Below are 16,005 nucleotides of genomic sequence, written 5' to 3' on the forward strand. Positions count from 1 at the left end.
GGATACGCCGAATTGGAATTATTTTCTATTATTAGTTAGAAAGTAGCTAAGAGAGACTAAATTAGCTATGAAAACGACTAAACTACCCATGAACGCGACAAAACCTCCCGCCAACACGACAAAACCGACGACGAACGCGACTAAATTCGACCATAATAAAAAACGATTGCTTTTAAACAATCGTTTCATCCAATAAATTTACTTCGAACAAGCATCTATAAAACGTTTAAAAATAGCAGCGGAAACAAAATCATCTTTCAACAATAAGCTCTCCGGATGCCATTGTATCCCCATAACAAATGAATGATTTTCACTTTCAAAAGCTTCAACAATCCCGTCACTCGCAAGTCCGCTCAACAAAAATCCATTTGGAATATTGCGGACCGCTTGATGATGAAAACTATTCACTTTGAACTTTTCCACTCCAGCAATATTACTTAAAATGGATCCTTTCGTCACATGAACAAAGTGAGAAGCATGCCAATTTGGTGCTTGTTGATCGTGCTGCAAAAGTTGCTCTGTCGATTGAGCGTAAATATCCTGAAACATGTCTCCGCCGGCAGCAATACTTAAAATTTGAGCACCTCGACAAATACCTAAAATCGGCTTATTCTTTTCCAGCATTTTTTGAACAAGCTGTATTTCGAACGCATCCCGCTCCGGTACAATACTTCCTAGTTTAGGGTGTGGTTCCTCTCCAAACAAAGTCGGATCAATATCACCGCCACCAGTCAAAAGAAGCCCGTCTAACATCTCCGCAACTACTTCTACCCCATCATCCTGCAAATTTGGTAGTACGATGGGCACTCCACCAAAACGTATAACTGCATGAATGTTAGCAGTAGAAACGGAAAGAACTTCTCCTTTTAAATTCGATGAAACACCAATAACTGGATTCAAGTAAATCCTCCTAAACGACTTATTTTATATGGAAACACTGGATTTTGTACATTTACCCATTACATCATAGTCATAACCCAACTCTTTTAGAATAGCTTCTGTATGTTCTCCAACAGCGGGAATCGGATTCATGACAGTGTCTATTGCATCAAATGTTGCAGGTGGGAGCAATGCCTTTAATTTACCGACTGGAGACTCCACTTCTTTCCAACGATTACGGGCTTGTAATTGAGGATGGTCCATTAGTTCGCTTACTGTATTAAGTCGTGCATTCGCTATTTTTGACTCTTCCAGTAATTCAATAATTTGTGTAGAATCTATCTTTTCAAAAGCACGTTCAATAATGGATTTCAACGACTCTTTATTTAATACACGATTGGAATTATTGTTAAAACGAGCATCAATCGCTAGGCTGCTATCTTTTAGTACGTTTTCACAAAAACGATTCCACTCCCGTTCATTTTGAATACCCATAAAAACTTGTTTTTGATCCCCGGCCGTAAAAGGTCCGTATGGATAAATAGTAGCATGGCTAGCTCCTGTTCTTTTTGGTTCCATATCACCGTATCCCGCATAGTACAGTGGATATCCCATCCATTCTGCTAGCGCTTCCAGCATAGAAACTTCTAATATGGCACCTTTACCAGTTTTATACCTTGCAATAATGGCAGTTAAAATGCCTGTATATGCATACATACCCGCGGCAATATCTGCAATAGAAATACCTGATTTAGATGGCGTGTCTTCCGTTCCAGTAACAGAAACTAAGCCAGCTTCACATTGGATCAGTAAATCATATGCTTTCTTATCCATATAAGGACCAGTAGAACCATAGCCTGAAATTCCACAAATGATTAAATGTGGATACTTTTCTTTTAATTCCGAAGCACTGAATCCAAGTCGATCCACGGCACCAGGAGCTAAATTTTGAATAAACACATCCGCATTGGACAAAAGTTTATCTAAAACTTCTTTTGCTTCCTCTTGTTTTAAGTCGAGCGTGATCGACTCTTTGGAACGATTGATCCAGACAAAATGACTTGCCATTCCTTTGACCGTTTTATCATAATTTCGCGCAAAGTCCCCAGTTTCTGGTCTTTCTACTTTAATAACACGTGCCCCTAAATCGGCAAGCTGTCTTGTAGCAAATGGTGCTGCCACAGCTTGCTCTAACGATACAATTGTTATCCCTTGTAAAGGTAACATTCTATTTCCTCCTATCTTAATCAATTACGCCTCGGCGTAATTGTGTCCAGATTTTGAATTGCGCTTGCGCAATTAACTCCCTTCAAAATCTGTGACATCCGCCGGCGGCTTGGGCCAACAGGCTGTTGGTCACTCAGGCGTTGAGACCCACAGGAAGTGGGTCATGCAATCGTTGCCGCAGGACGCGGCGAATTTAGATTGCCTTCCATCGGACGCGGCGATCTTAGCCAGAGTTCCTCTACTCAGCAGTTTTTTTTGCTGAGTCAAGTTAAAGTAACCCTATCCATCGCCACCACGTAGATGCAACAACTATTGTCGCGATTATCGTGATGATTGTTGCATATAATCCAGGCTTTAAAAAATCTCTCTGTTCAATCATTCCAGTACTATGAACAAGTAAATTGGACATAGATTCCACAACAAACATATATCCAAAAACACATGTCAATCCAGTCGCAAAAGCAATCGCTAATGGATCTATCCCCGCATTCTGTGCGACACTTATAATGATCGGAACCAATACGACTACTGCAGTCGAAACGTTTGATATCATTTTATGAAATAGCTGAGCCATCAAAATGACGATGAATACAGCTAATAATGGATTTTGAATAAGCTCCATAAACCAAGGTACACTTAAATAATTACTTATTGTATTCGCAGCACCAGAATCAACAAATGTATATCCCATCGACAACGTCACACTTAATAATAAAATCGTATTGTAATTAATTCTAATAACTGATTCCCAACCTGCAATTCCTATTTTCGGTAATGTCATTAGTACAACCCCGATTAAAGCTGGGATGCTTGGATGCATTCCGTGAACTGGTTCCGTTAACCAAAGCACAACGATAAAAAACAGGATGATCAGACAAATGATTTCTTGTTTATTCACTGGACCTAGTTCTTCTAATTTATTTTGCATTTGCTCTTCAATCTTTGGAAAGTATTGTTGCTCTTTAGGCAATGGGAATACTTTCAATAAAAGGATCCATATAGCCGGTATTAAAATTAGCCATAGTGGCAACGTATAAAAAAACCATTGAAAATACGTTATACTGACCCCCGCGAAACGATTAAGAATTTCCACGGTCAATATATTTCCAATGGCGGCCGTCATCACTGCTGATCCACTTATGACTCCACCAAATGCAACGCCTAGCATAATCATTTTCCTGAAGTTACTTCCGGGCTTTGCCTCTACTGCCGAAATAATCATCGTGGAAACCGGTACTACTAAAGCAGTGCGGACTGCTGTTGATGGAATAAAGAAAGATTGAATTTGTTGGATAATAATAATACTACCTAATAATCCTTTCGCACTACTGCCCCATCTTTTTAAAATTTTATACGTCATTCGCTTAATAAGAGAAGTTTCATTAACCGCGGTTGCAAGCATCATACCAGCAACGATTAAATAAGTAGCTGGTGAAGCAAATCCACTAAAAATGACGGAAGAATCTGCAATATTAAAAATAAGCATAAGCAATAAAATGATCAATCCAGTAAGTCCTATTGGAATGGGCTCCAATGACCATAAAATAATTCCAAACGTGATAATACTAGTCATCAGTTTGGCGGAGTAAGAAAATGTATCGGGTAACAGGAAAAACATTAAAAGGAATCCGGCAATAGCAAGGGAAATATATGCATACGTTTTAAAATCTTTGTTTTTAAGTATTTTCATGCTACTATCCCTTTCCCTTAAAATAATGTAATTTTTCCTTTTATATAGCATGACAAATCCATCCGCCAAAATGATTCGTTCTAAAAAAGTTTGCAATTCGATGGAATCCTGCTTCTATCAGTAATTCTCGAAGTTTTTCTTCAGAAATAGAAAGCTCGGTTAATGTACCCTTCATTAACTCTTCCACTTTCTCTGTTGGTAATCTTGTCGTATCGAGCCAATAGTTTTTCCATAGAGTGACGAGTTCTTTAAACTCTGGATTAGTTGGATCACCGAATTTGCTAACGAGTACAAACGGTGCTCCTGGCTTCAAATGGGACCTTACTTTTTTTAAGAGTGCCAGCTTATCATCTACATTAGGTATAAAATGAAGAACAAGGATGCATGTTGCCCCATCAAACGTAGATTCAATCGGAACGTCTTCTATTGTTCCGTTAATCAGTTCTACTCGATCGTCCATTTCCATTTGTTCTGCTTTTATCTTGGCAACTTCAAGCATATCCTTCGATGGATCAACGGCCGTAAAACTCCATCCCGGGTTCGTAGGTCCGAATGCTTTTAGTTCATTTCCTCCTCCACCACCAACAATAAGGAGTGAAGCAGTTTCTTCTAGATTGGCACGCAGAAAAGTCTGCGCGAGCCGAAGCATCGGATCATAGGTCGGAAGTGTGCGTCTTATACCCCGATCATATTCAGTCGCAATCTCATTATCGAACTCCATCTTATTAGCCATTCGATCGAACCTCCTTTCTACCTTACCTAAATAAGCGTTTCTATTTCCCAATGCTTAAAAGTAGATTGTATAAATCCGACTTTTCTTCAAAGCCGATACCTGGAACATTTGGAAGCTTGACAAAACCATCTTCTACGGCGAAATTATCCGCAAATCCTCCAAATGGCTCGAAAACGCCTGGATAGGATTCATTTCCATGAAGGGCTAATCCAGCTGCAATGTTTAAAGACATTTGATGACCTCCATGCGGAATACAACGTCTGGAAGACCAGCCATGATCTTTCAACATATCGAGAATTCGTAAATATTCCACTAACCCATAGCTAAGTGCACAATCAAATTGAAGAAAATCTTTTTCTGGATTCATCCCAGCATAACGGATTAAATTCGTTGCATCTTGTAGGGAGAATATATTTTCCCCTGTTGCAATTGCATGTGGATAGCGTTTAGATAGTTCTGCTTGCAAATGAAAATCTAGTGGATCGCCAGCCTCTTCATACCAAATAAGTTCATAGTCTTTAATTTTTTCTCCAAATTCAATAGCGTATTCCAAGTCAAAGCGACCATTTGCATCTACCATTAATCCGCTTCCTTGCGGTAAAATAGCAAGCACAGCTTCAATACGTTTTAAATCCTCCATTAAAGAAGCACCGCCAACTTTCATTTTCACATCTTTATAGCCTAATTCTAAATAACCCTTCATCTCGTCTTGTAGTTCTTTCAACCCTTTATCCGGGAAGTAGTAGCCACCTGCTGCGTAAATATATACTCGCTCATCTACTTCACCATTTCCATATCTTTCTGCAAGTAATTGATATAATGGTTTTCCTTCAATTTTGGCTACTGCATCCCAAATAGCCATATCGATCACACCAACAGCAACCGTTCTTTCGCCATGACCACCCGGTTTTTCATTGGCCATAATAATGGCATGTATTTTATGTGGATCAAAATTAGTACCATCTTCGGTGATAATATCTTTTGGATCAGCCTCTACTAATCTAGGAATAAATCGTTCGTTCAATAATGCGGTAGGTGCATAACGACCATTCGAGTTAAATCCATAACCGACAACCGGCTTTCCATCTTTCATAACGTCTGTCGTTATCGCTATTGCGGATGCGGTCATTTTACTAAAATCAATATAGGCATTTCTGATTGGGCTACTGATGGGAACTGTCTTCACTTCTACTTTTGTTATTTTCAACATTGCCATCTCCCTAGCTAGAATAAAATAATAGGCTTTTCGCTTTTTTGTATACAGGGTAATCGACAAACTGATTATTTACCGCTATTGAAGCCACCCCATTTTCTTCCGCCGCTTCGAATGCCTTTACAATTGCCTTTGCATCATTAATCTCATCTACTGAAGGTGAGAATATTTCATGAGTCATTTGTATTTGCTTCGGATGGATAATGAGTTTTCCTTTAAAGCCAAGTTGTTTCGCATGTTTCGCTTCATTTTCAAAACCTGCTTCATTATGGAAGTCTGCATAAACAGTATCAATTGGTGACCCTATTCCTGCTGCTCTAGAGGCAATGACAATTTGAGAACGGGCAAATAACAATTCCGTCCCACTAGCTGAAAGTTCGCATCCTATATCTAACGAAAAATCGATTGAACCAAACGCTAGTTTGGAAACCAACTCATCTTCAGCTGCAATCGCATACGCAAATTGAATTCCTTTTGCCGTTTCAATTAAAGGGATTACTTGGAAAGCAGATGAGTGATCCATGGTAACTTCTCGGATTTTCTTGCAAACGAGTCTAATGTCATGCTCACTTTCCGATTTAGGTACGACAATACCTGCTGCACCATTTGTTACCGCACAGATTAAGTCTTCCTCCCAAAAAGATGTCTCACAATCGTTAATCCTTACCAAAATCTCTTTTTCTTTGCTAAACCTTATTAATGACTCTTTAACCGTTTTCCTTGCATTTTCTTTTTCAGCTAATGCGACTGCATCTTCTAAATCGATGATGATACAGTCTGCATCAGATGCAATCGCTTTTTTTATCATGTCCTTGTTAGTCCCAGGTACAAATAAATAAGATCTTGCTAGATTCATGGATTATCCCTCATTTATTAAATTGGTTTGTAGGCTTTTTCCTCTATGTTGGCAATAATGGCATCAGTTACTTCTGTAATATTAGACTTTCCACCAATATCAGGAGTTTTAATGCCGGCATGCAATGTATTTTCAATTGCATCTAACACGAGTGTCCCCATTTCCACCTCACCTAGATGATCCAACATCATTTTAGCCGTCCAAATTTGGCCAATCGGATTCGCAATACCTTTTCCGTAAATATCAGGAGCTGAGCCATGGACCGGTTCAAACATAGAAGGATATTTGCCGTTTAAATTTACATTAGCAGCAGGAGCTATTCCGATACTTCCCATAATTGCTCCGCCTATATCACTTAAAATATCTCCAAATAGATTACTTGCTACGACAACATCCATCGTTTGTGGTTTTGTAATGAAAAAAGCAGATAGGGCATCAATGTGAATATTCTGAACCTGAATATCCGAGAAATTTTGTGCTATTTCAGCTAATACTTCATCCCAAAAAGGCATGGAGTGGACGATTCCATTCGATTTGGTAGCGCTCGTTAAATGTCCACTTCTTTTTCTAGCTAGTTCAAATGCATATTCCATCACGCGAGAAACGCCTTTTTTTGTGAAGACAGAGTTCTGGACGACAATCTCATCCATCCCATTGTGAACTCTTCCCCCGCTGCTACTATATTCGCCCTCACTATTTTCTCGGACGATCATAATATCGAAATCTTGTGGATTGGATAAAGGAGATACCATTCCTTTTAAAAGTCTTGCAGGTCTTACATTAATGACCTGTTCAAATTCTCGGCGAATTTTTAAAAGTAGACCACCTAAAGAAATATGATCTTTTACTAAAGACGGATCCCCAATCGCTCCTAAAAAGATCGCATCACTTTGACTTAGTAAATCTAAACCATCGTCTGGCATCATTTGCCCGTGTTCAACATAATACTGAGAACTCCATGGATAATGCGTATAATTGAATGTCAATCCTCCATGAATTTTCGCAACTGTATCTAATACGCGTAATGCTTCTGGTACAACTTCTTTTCCTATTCCATCACCAGGAATAACGGATAGCTCAATTTTTTTCAAATTAAATCTCCTCTCCATTTGAATTGTTTACTTCAGTTCTTTTGAATCATTTTGATTAAATTTTCTTTAGTTCTTCTAATATGTTTTTCCGTCACTTCTCTTAATTTCATTGCATCTTTTTCTTTAATATATTTCAACATTAAACGGTGCTCATCGTGAGACTCCGGTAGATGATTCGCAAGTAAACTTGGAGTATTTGGCGGAATTCCTTTCCACAATGTATGGATAAAGGATTTAATTCTTCTCCACGGACAAGCTTCGATAATTATTTGATGAAACTCTTTGTTTAATATCACATATTCGTGCATATCACGTTCACTACTTTTTAAGTGAAGCATTTTTTCATATAGATATTCTAGTTCTTTTATGTCCTCTTCCTCTAAATAGGGAAGAGATTGAACTACTACTTCTCCTTCTAACATTTGTCTAAGCTGATAAATTTCTTCAATGTCTTCTATCGATATAGGTGTAACGATAGCTCCTTTTCTTGGTTCAATACGAACTAGCCCTTCTACTTCTAGTTGTCTTAACGCTTCACGAAGTGGCATTCTGCTCACTCCTAGTTTTTGGGCCCATTCTTCTTGTGTGAGCCGATCACCCATTTGAAATTCACCTTTTAGTATCAAATCTCTTAATTTGGTCGTTACCTTAGATTGTAAAGTAGCTCGATCCTGCTCCGTTAATTTGAAATTTTCCATTGCGCACTCCCTAACTCGTTGCGGATATAGTTTTTTCCCTTATTTCCACATCGAACATTTCTTCTATATGCTTTACAATGGCCGTATGGTCTTCCTGCCCTTTTCCGTTCGACCAGGCTTGCTTCCATAATTGAAAAGAAGCACTCGATATAAACATAGGAACCTTTTCCTCTTCCGCCATACTCAAGGCGATTTTTAAATCTTTTACCATTAAATCGAGTGTAAACCCTATCTCGAAGTTTCTCGTTAACACTTGGTTCGGGAATTTAAAATCACTCGAAAAACTTTTTCCTGTACTGGAATTAATGACGTCCAACATTTTAGTTGGGTCTAATCCTAGTTTTACCCCAAGAGCCATTGCTTCTCCTGTTGCCGCTAAAGTCGTTGCAGAAATCATATTGTTTAATGCTTTTATCGTATGACCGGCGCCAATTTCTCCAACATGAATAATATTCTGTCCAATGAAATTTAAGAGGGGTTTTACTTCTTCAAAATCGGCAACTTCCCCGCCGACCATGATGGACAATGTCCCATCTTCAGCCTTTTTCACGCCTCCACTAACAGGAGCATCGATCATCCGCAATCCTTTCGTTTTTAGCATTTCGCTCAGTTCCTTCGTCACCGAAGGAATGGATGTGGTCATATCGATTAATAGGCTGTTCGGCCGTAACTCTTTTATCAAGCCTTGTTGCCCTGTTAAAATTTCTTTGACGATATATACATTAGGGAGAACAGTAATTACATAAGGAAACTTCAACGCTAAATCAGCTGGACTTTCTGCTTCTACTGCTCCTAAACCTACTAATGTTTGCATAAACGCTTTATTGACATCGAAAACACCTACTTCAACACCTTGATCTAATAACCTTTTTGCAATCCTACCCCCCATATTGCCTAAACCGATAATCCCTACTCTCATTATTTTTCGATCCTTTCTATTTCGGAATCATATGACTTATATTTAGAAACGCCCTCTTCGTAAATATCTCCACCATACATATCATTAATGACAAACACTGGAAAGTTCTCAATCGTTAATCTTCTTATTGCTTCTGTCCCTAAATCTTCATACGCAACTATTTCAGAAGATTTGATCGAACGAGAAATTAATGCGGCAGCTCCACCAACTGCACCGAAATAGACAGCCTTATGCTTTATCATTGCTTTCTTCACATCATCGCTACGGTATCCCTTTCCAATCATCCCCTTTAATCCTGCTTCCAGTAATCTTGGTGTATATAAATCCATTCTTCCACTAGTCGTTGGTCCAGCTGAACCAATAACTTTTCCGGGCTTTGCTGGTGTTGGTCCTACATAGTAAATCACTTGATTGGATAGATTAATTGGGAAAGGAATTCCTTCTTTTTCTTGTTCAATCATTCGTTTATGAGCAGCATCTCTCGCAGTATAAACAACGCCAGATATCAGTACGCGGTCGCCTGCTTTTAATGAAATAAGGTCAGCTTCTTGTAATGGTAGATTTATTTTTTTCTGCACAGTTTGCTCTCCTTAATATCAAATTCGCCTTGGCGTATTTGTGCCCAGATTTTTATCTAGCTCGCTCGATAAATTCCTTTAAAAATCTGTGGCATCCGCCGGGGGCATTAACTTTATTCAGCAGGGGTTTGCGGATTCCTACTGAATTGTATTCATGCTTTGCATTCATCTCACTACTTATAGAAATGGGAAAATCTGCTGAATTAAGTTAAAATAATGGTTTGATGGCGGCTGGCGTGACAGTTAAGGTTAACCGCAACAGGTAGTGCGGCTATATGACAGGATTCAACCTCTACTTTTACATCTAGTGCGGTTGTACTTCCACCCATCCCTTGTGGACCGATACCTAGTCGGTTGATCTCCTTCATCAGCTCCTCTTCTAGCTCAGCAACAACAGGGTCTTCATGGCGAATACCTAAAGGCCGAAACAATGATTTTTTCGCTAAGTAAGCACAGCGCTCAAAGTTTCCACCAATACCAACACCTACTACTAGCGGAGGACACGCATTAGGACCAGCTTCTTTTACGATCGATAGAATATATTTTTTCACTCCTTCAATCCCATCTGAAGGTTTTAACATCTTCAAATCACTCATATTTTCTGCGCCTCCACCTTTTGCAGTCATATGAATCGTTATACTGTCTCCCTCCACTAAGTCGAGATGGACAATGGCTGGTGTATTATCTCCTGTATTTTTGCGATTCAATGGATTATAAATGATGGAATTTCGCAAATAACCTTCTCCGTATCCCTTTTTGACTCCTTCATTAATCGCATCGACCAAGCTTCCTCCAACAATATGACAGTCTTGGCCTACTTCCACGATGAAGACGGCTGTTCCAGTATCCTGACACATTGGCACTTGTTCAGTTTTAGCGATATCCGCATTCTCGATTAACTGGCTAATCACTTCTTTCCCTATTGCTGATTGTTCGGTTTGTAGCGCTAGTTTAAAAGCAGAATAAACATCTTCCCCCAAATTGTAATTTGATTTCTTACACATCTCTGCAACTTGTTCAACGATATGTTCGTAATGGATTATTTTCATCTACTATCCTACTTTCTCCTTTTTTCTAACGCACAATATAAAAGGTTCCAAGTGCCTTTGCTATTAACCTTCCTTCATCATCTGTAATATCACACTCAGAAACTACCGTATTCTTTCCTTGATAAAGGATAGTAGGACTTGCGATCAAACGAGAACCTTGCCCCTTTTTGATAAAGTTTACTTTTAGTTCTAAAGTCAAAACCTTTTCTCCCTCTTCCAGAGATTTTAATATTTGAAATCCAATGGCGACATCCGCCAGTGTGTAAATAGAGCCCCCCTGAGCAACACCATATGTATTTTCATTTTGAATGCCTAATTTCATTTCAGTTGTGCCATTTTCATTTTGTTGAATCCCTAAAAATCTCCCTAAAAAGTGCATCGGGATATCGGTTAATTGCTCATCAGTAGAGGAAGCCTGATAAAGAGACAGTAAGTAGGATATCTGGCTTAGCTCATGATTACTTAAGCTTTTTAATGTGTTTTGTATAAAGTTGAGTTGTTCATTTTTATTAGCTTCCATCGTATTTCCCCCTCCTTATCTTGCTTCCCTTTTATTAGTTAGCCATTACAGATTCCGCACTCTCTATAAACTCTAGTGCTAAAATATCTCGTATAATCTGCTGTTTTTTTATATCGGAAATTTCGTTGGTCATATTCGTAAACTTGTCAATTAGTTCTTCTGCAGTAACAGCGTTTTCTGGGTCGCCTTTTGGAAAATCGGATTGTTTATGGATCGTTTCTCCATTCGCTAAAACAACTTCTACTGTAGCTCCCCATTGTTCTGGGTAGTTCGCATTGATATGTGGATCAATACTTACATGTACTTTTTTCAATAGTTGTCGAATTTGACTGTCCCATAAAGTAGATTCATTAAAATCTGCTAAGCCTGCGCTTCCAGTTAAAATCGCTAATGCTGAACAAAATTGCAAACTAAATTTAGCAGCATACTCGGTTGTTGGGTCATCATTGTCTGTTATATCTATGGCAGCTTTATATGATTTAACCGTAATAGACTCAATTTCCTCAAAGGTTGGTCTGCGTTCCTGAAAAATTTCAATTAATAAATCAATTGCATGATGCGTATGGCGGCAGGATGCATGAATTTTAAAGGAATTCTCTAGAATTTTGAATTCTTTTCCTAAACCTTCTGTTATTTTGGATGCATCATATTGATCACTCATCGCTTTAAAAAATCCACGATCACCTTCCAAAATTTTTCTTGGACCAGTAAAACCTTTATGTGCTAATAGTGCTGCTAGAACTCCATTCATTGCTGCTTTTCCAGAATGTAGTTGTTTGGTCATTGCACCATCTACGATAAATTCCCATAGTCCAGCTGCTTGTGTACCTGCATTTCCTAATGCAAAAACCATTTCATCTTCCGTCAGATGAAGTAATTTTGCAGCCGCAATAGCTGCACCAAATGTTCCACACGTCGCAGTATTATGCCAATAGTAGTAATGGGACGGGGAAACTGCTTCTCCAATTCTAAAACAAACTTCATAGCCAATAACGATTGCGGTTATTAACTCTTTCCCAGATAGCTTTTTCCATTGTGCTACAGCAAGTGCTGCGGGAATGACGACAGTAGCTGCATGGATAATGGACCCTTTATGAATGTCATCTAGCTCTACTACATGACTTGCTGCACCATTTACAAGTGCTGCATTAATAGCAGACGATTTCCCTCCAGTAAAAAGGCTTGCTTGTTCTGAACCGCCCATCTCTTTTACTAGTTCACTTATCATCTGAACTGGTACTTTATTAGAACCAGCGATAGCTGATCCAAAATAATCCAATATACAAAGCTTTGTAAATTCTACAACTTCAGGCGGTATTTTCTCATAGGTTAGTTCTTGACTGTATTTGGCTAACTCTCTACTTAAATCCATGTTTCAAGTCTCCTTTATGGAATATAAAAAAAGCATAAAGTGCATCTTGGGGTCCGTTATCTGAAATATTTAGCTCAACTTCTAATGGCTTTTATTCAAAATATGAGCGATTCGCAAGATAGAGGTTGAAAATCGCAAGGTCATCAGTGAGAAGCGCAAAATAGACTCCACAAATCGCCAGATGCACAACTTGAATCGCAAGATACCCTGTTACCGTGATGTATGCTCTATCGTTTACTGTACTTTTTGTATAGGATACTTTCACTATGCTTTTTTAAAATGTTTTGATTTGGCGTGACGTTTTGTATTTTGTATCCAATAATACTTCAAAAATTTTTAGTTCTTTTCTTCTTTATCCATTTCATCAAAAACTTCTTTTGCCGTTCTAAAACTATCAATCGCTGCTGGCACTCCACAATAAATAGCAGTCTGTAAAAATATTTCTTGAATTTCATCTTTCGTTAGACCATTATTGATGGCCCCTCTCACATGAAGTTTTAATTCATGTGGTCTATTTAAAGCGGTAATCATGGCGAGATTTAACATACTTCTTGTTTTCTTTGGTAGACCTGGTCTTGCCCAGATCTCCCCCCAACAATATTCTGTTACGAGTTCTTGCATTGGCATATTAAAATCAGTTGCATTTTGAATGGAACTATCTACATACTCTGCTCCGAGAACACTGCGTCTTATTTCTAATCCTTTTTCAAATTTTTCTTTGTTCATAACGATTCTCCTGCCTCTTTTTTATTTGGATAACACTTTGTTTTTTTGATTCATAAGGATCAACTTAGCTATAGAAGGATACTCATCTAAATGTAATAGGAAATTTGCCATACTATCCGAGCTTGATTTGCCTAAATTTCCTTCCACGAGACTACTAAACTTTGCTAATAGTTCCTTTTCTTGCATCGGATTTTGGATACTACCTTTTGCATGTTCTACTTTATGCGTTATTTCTGATCCATCTTTTAAAATGGCTGTCACTTCAACCTCTTCTTCTTTTATCGCTTCATCTATCGTAATACTTATTTTCTTTTGCATTTCTAGCACTTTTTCATTTTTCACTTTTTCATCGGTATATTGTCTTTCACTTGCATCGCCATCTAAAAATGCAATGGCAGCTGTGAAGTATACACTGAACTTTCCTTCTAATCCTGTTTGAGGTGTTTCTTTTCCAGTCAATTCAAGTACATAAGGATGAACTTTTAGCTCGATAGACTGAAGATCTTCAGGTGAAACTCTGCTCTGTAAATAGATACATGCATCAATCGAAGGATGTAGCACAATGCCACAAGCATATGGTTTAAAACTATTTTTCAATAGTTCCCAGTCTTCACCCCAAAGGACATTTACTTTTTCTAAATCATGTTCTGGTGCCAGTACATTTGCAAAGCCTCGTTTAGCTTCTAAAATCTGTTCAGAACTTGTAAATCCTTTTTTTGCCAGAAGTGCAGCAAGTAGCCCATTTTGTGCGGCTTTTCCAGGATGGAATGGTTTCGTCATCGTTCCAAATACTTCTCTTAAACCAGAGGATTGTGTTCCTGCGATTCCTAGTGCCCATGTTAATTGCTCCCTGTCTAATTTTAGAAGGATTCCCGCTGCAATAGCCGCTCCAAAAACACCGGTAGTACTCGTAATATGCCAGCCTAGTTGATAGTGGCTTGGATAAACTGCATTAGCAATTCTTAATTCTGCTTCGCACCCTAAAATAAACGCATGCAATATTTCTTCTCCACTTAAACCTAAATGCTCTCCTAGAGCAAAAACGACTGGAGCAACTGGACCACTTGGATGATGAATCGTATCCAGGTGCGTGTCATCGTAGTCAAAAATATGCGAAGATGTTCCATTTATTAATGCAGCCATTAATAGATCGACCTTTTCTTCTCGACCAAAAATGGAGGCTTGTTCTGCAGTTTTTAAGTCTTTTGTTACTTCTAATAACATATCGATAGAAGGATGGGTGGAAGCTCCAATTGCTACACCCATCCAATTTAACAAGCTTCTTTTCCCATGAAGTTTCACTTCTTGTGGAATTTGATCATAGGAAGTCGATAAACAATGATTCACTAACGTTTTTGTTACCATTTGCTTCCACCTCTTTACACGACCCTATTGTTTAGGTCGAGTTATTTATTTTCCTGCATTTCTTGCTGCTTCAATTACATCTGCCCCTATTTGAGATTTATATTCTTCATAAATAGGCTCCAATACTTTTTTGAATTCTTCCACTTGTTCTGGTGTTAACTCTACAATTTCTACATTGCCTCTTTCTTTTATCTTTTCAAGCGCTTTTTCATTCAGGCTTTTCGCTTCTGCACGTGCTACCTCAGTACCTGCTGCCAATCCGCCTTCCACAATTGCTTTTGTCGCAGCATTCATGCTGTCCCAGAATTTCGTGTTCGTAAATACAGCATAGTCAACACGCGTATGATTCATGACAGTCATATACTTTTGAACTTCGTCGAATTTTTTGGATTCGATATTACTAAATGTGTTTTCTTGTCCATCTACTACCCCTTGGTCAAGTGCAGTGTATAATTCTCCAAATGGAATAGACTCAGAACCCGCTCCAAGTGCTGAATACATAGATTCTAATACTTGACCACCTTGCGTACGGAATTTTAAACCTTTTAAATCGGCTGGTGAACTAATGGCATGTTTACCATTCGTTAAATGTTTTCCTCCATTTGGCCACATAGACAATCCAATAACACCATCGTCTTTTAGGCTACTTAATACTTCCTTTCCTTTTTCTCCATCCCAAAATGCAATTGCTTCGTTATCATCGGCAAACGCAAATGGAAGTGCAGGAACGTTGAATTGGGGGTTATTCCCTACGAATTTTGTTAAATCGGGTGCGATAAATTGAATATTATTTGCTACTAAGTTTTGATATTCATCTTGATCTCCAAACAGTGAACTATTCGGATAGATTTCTACTTTAATCTTGCCATCTGATTCTTTTTCAATATATTCCTTCATAGCTAGTGCACCTTGATGCTTCGGTGTATTTTCTGCAACAACGTGAGAAAATTTAATTTTCATTTCTTGCACTCCATCGCTACTTTCACCTGACACAGCAATTTTTTCATCACTTTGGCATGCTCCTAGAACGAATACGGACATGATTAATAATAGAAATATGGATAACTTTTTCACAAAAATCCCCCTTAA

At 38.4% G+C, this 16,005-nt stretch carries 16 protein-coding genes; all 16 read right to left on the bottom strand.

Annotated features, from left to right (window positions below; translation table 11 throughout):
- Positions 1-198: 198 nt before the first annotated feature.
- Positions 199-900 carry a gamma-glutamyl-gamma-aminobutyrate hydrolase family protein gene (locus tag ACIQYS_RS08640; protein WP_402977720.1) on the bottom strand — a complete coding sequence of 234 codons (702 nt, stop codon included), beginning with the start codon at positions 898-900 and terminating at the stop codon, positions 199-201.
- Positions 901-924: 24 nt separating this feature from the next.
- Positions 925-2,106 (bottom strand): CaiB/BaiF CoA transferase family protein, encoded by a 1,182-nt coding sequence (locus tag ACIQYS_RS08645; protein WP_402977723.1) that lies wholly within the window; start codon positions 2,104-2,106, stop codon positions 925-927.
- Between the two features lie 268 nt (positions 2,107-2,374).
- Positions 2,375-3,796, bottom strand: a complete 1,422-nt coding sequence (locus ACIQYS_RS08650) for an SLC13 family permease (RefSeq protein ID WP_402977726.1) — start codon at positions 3,794-3,796, stop codon at positions 2,375-2,377.
- Between the two features lie 40 nt (positions 3,797-3,836).
- The gene (locus ACIQYS_RS08655) at positions 3,837-4,529 is read right to left on the bottom strand and encodes a class I SAM-dependent methyltransferase (protein ID WP_402977729.1); all 693 of its coding nucleotides are present in this window, start codon (positions 4,527-4,529) and stop codon (positions 3,837-3,839) included.
- Positions 4,530-4,569: 40 nt separating this feature from the next.
- Positions 4,570-5,739 (bottom strand): mandelate racemase/muconate lactonizing enzyme family protein, encoded by a 1,170-nt coding sequence (locus ACIQYS_RS08660; RefSeq protein WP_402977732.1) that lies wholly within the window; start codon positions 5,737-5,739, stop codon positions 4,570-4,572.
- Between the two features lie 10 nt (positions 5,740-5,749).
- Complete coding sequence (locus tag ACIQYS_RS08665; protein WP_402977735.1) at positions 5,750-6,598, bottom strand: HpcH/HpaI aldolase/citrate lyase family protein; 849 nt, start codon at positions 6,596-6,598, stop codon at positions 5,750-5,752.
- Positions 6,599-6,615: 17 nt separating this feature from the next.
- Positions 6,616-7,689, bottom strand: a complete 1,074-nt coding sequence (locus ACIQYS_RS08670) for a tartrate dehydrogenase (protein WP_402977739.1) — start codon at positions 7,687-7,689, stop codon at positions 6,616-6,618.
- A 32-nt stretch (positions 7,690-7,721) separates the two neighbouring features.
- Positions 7,722-8,387: a GntR family transcriptional regulator gene (locus tag ACIQYS_RS08675; RefSeq protein ID WP_402977742.1), complete on the bottom strand. Its 666-nt coding sequence runs from the start codon at positions 8,385-8,387 to the stop codon at positions 7,722-7,724.
- A 10-nt stretch (positions 8,388-8,397) separates the two neighbouring features.
- Positions 8,398-9,306: an NAD(P)-dependent oxidoreductase gene (locus ACIQYS_RS08680; RefSeq protein WP_402977745.1), complete on the bottom strand. Its 909-nt coding sequence runs from the start codon at positions 9,304-9,306 to the stop codon at positions 8,398-8,400.
- Complete coding sequence (locus ACIQYS_RS08685) at positions 9,306-9,884, bottom strand: Fe-S-containing hydro-lyase (RefSeq protein WP_402977748.1); 579 nt, start codon at positions 9,882-9,884, stop codon at positions 9,306-9,308. Before ACIQYS_RS08685 ends, ACIQYS_RS08680 begins: the two co-directional genes overlap by 1 nt.
- A gap of 203 nt (positions 9,885-10,087) precedes the next feature.
- Entirely contained in the window at positions 10,088-10,933 is an 846-nt protein-coding gene (locus ACIQYS_RS08690) for a fumarate hydratase (protein ID WP_402977751.1), read from the bottom strand.
- A 25-nt stretch (positions 10,934-10,958) separates the two neighbouring features.
- The gene (locus tag ACIQYS_RS08695; protein ID WP_402977754.1) at positions 10,959-11,453 is read right to left on the bottom strand and encodes a PaaI family thioesterase; all 495 of its coding nucleotides are present in this window, start codon (positions 11,451-11,453) and stop codon (positions 10,959-10,961) included.
- A 34-nt stretch (positions 11,454-11,487) separates the two neighbouring features.
- Positions 11,488-12,825, bottom strand: coding sequence for an MmgE/PrpD family protein (locus ACIQYS_RS08700; protein WP_402977757.1), 1,338 nt, complete (start codon positions 12,823-12,825; stop codon positions 11,488-11,490).
- A 336-nt stretch (positions 12,826-13,161) separates the two neighbouring features.
- Positions 13,162-13,551, bottom strand: a complete 390-nt coding sequence (pcaC, locus tag ACIQYS_RS08705) for a 4-carboxymuconolactone decarboxylase (protein WP_402977760.1) — start codon at positions 13,549-13,551, stop codon at positions 13,162-13,164.
- Positions 13,552-13,572: 21 nt separating this feature from the next.
- A complete protein-coding gene (locus ACIQYS_RS08710) occupies positions 13,573-14,916 on the bottom strand; it encodes an MmgE/PrpD family protein (RefSeq protein ID WP_402977763.1) in 1,344 nt (447 codons plus the stop codon).
- A 45-nt stretch (positions 14,917-14,961) separates the two neighbouring features.
- On the bottom strand, positions 14,962-15,990 hold the full coding sequence (locus tag ACIQYS_RS08715) for a DctP family TRAP transporter solute-binding subunit (protein WP_402977766.1): 1,029 nt from the start codon (positions 15,988-15,990) through the stop codon (positions 14,962-14,964).
- Positions 15,991-16,005 lie beyond the last annotated feature (15 nt).

The organism is Psychrobacillus sp. NPDC096426 (assembly GCF_044762745.1).
Classification (GTDB): Bacteria; Bacillota; Bacilli; order Bacillales_A; family Planococcaceae; genus Psychrobacillus.

Bases quoted from the DNA above. Each gene is read 5' to 3' on its own strand.
- ACIQYS_RS08660 (WP_402977732.1), bottom strand. From the start codon at position 5,739: ATGTTGAAAATAACAAAAGTAGAAGTGAAGACAGTTCCCATCAGTAGC.
- ACIQYS_RS08690 (WP_402977751.1), bottom strand. From the start codon at position 10,933: ATGAAAATAATCCATTACGAACATATCGTTGAACAAGTTGCAGAGATG.
- ACIQYS_RS08655 (WP_402977729.1), bottom strand. From the start codon at position 4,529: ATGGCTAATAAGATGGAGTTCGATAATGAGATTGCGACTGAATATGAT.
- pcaC (WP_402977760.1), bottom strand. From the start codon at position 13,551: ATGAACAAAGAAAAATTTGAAAAAGGATTAGAAATAAGACGCAGTGTT.
- ACIQYS_RS08675 (WP_402977742.1), bottom strand. From the start codon at position 8,387: ATGGAAAATTTCAAATTAACGGAGCAGGATCGAGCTACTTTACAATCT.
- ACIQYS_RS08700 (WP_402977757.1), bottom strand. From the start codon at position 12,825: ATGGATTTAAGTAGAGAGTTAGCCAAATACAGTCAAGAACTAACCTAT.
- ACIQYS_RS08665 (WP_402977735.1), bottom strand. From the start codon at position 6,598: ATGAATCTAGCAAGATCTTATTTATTTGTACCTGGGACTAACAAGGAC.
- ACIQYS_RS08695 (WP_402977754.1), bottom strand. From the start codon at position 11,453: ATGGAAGCTAATAAAAATGAACAACTCAACTTTATACAAAACACATTA.
- ACIQYS_RS08645 (WP_402977723.1), bottom strand. From the start codon at position 2,106: ATGTTACCTTTACAAGGGATAACAATTGTATCGTTAGAGCAAGCTGTG.
- ACIQYS_RS08680 (WP_402977745.1), bottom strand. From the start codon at position 9,306: ATGAGAGTAGGGATTATCGGTTTAGGCAATATGGGGGGTAGGATTGCA.
- ACIQYS_RS08650 (WP_402977726.1), bottom strand. From the start codon at position 3,796: ATGAAAATACTTAAAAACAAAGATTTTAAAACGTATGCATATATTTCC.
- ACIQYS_RS08710 (WP_402977763.1), bottom strand. From the start codon at position 14,916: ATGGTAACAAAAACGTTAGTGAATCATTGTTTATCGACTTCCTATGAT.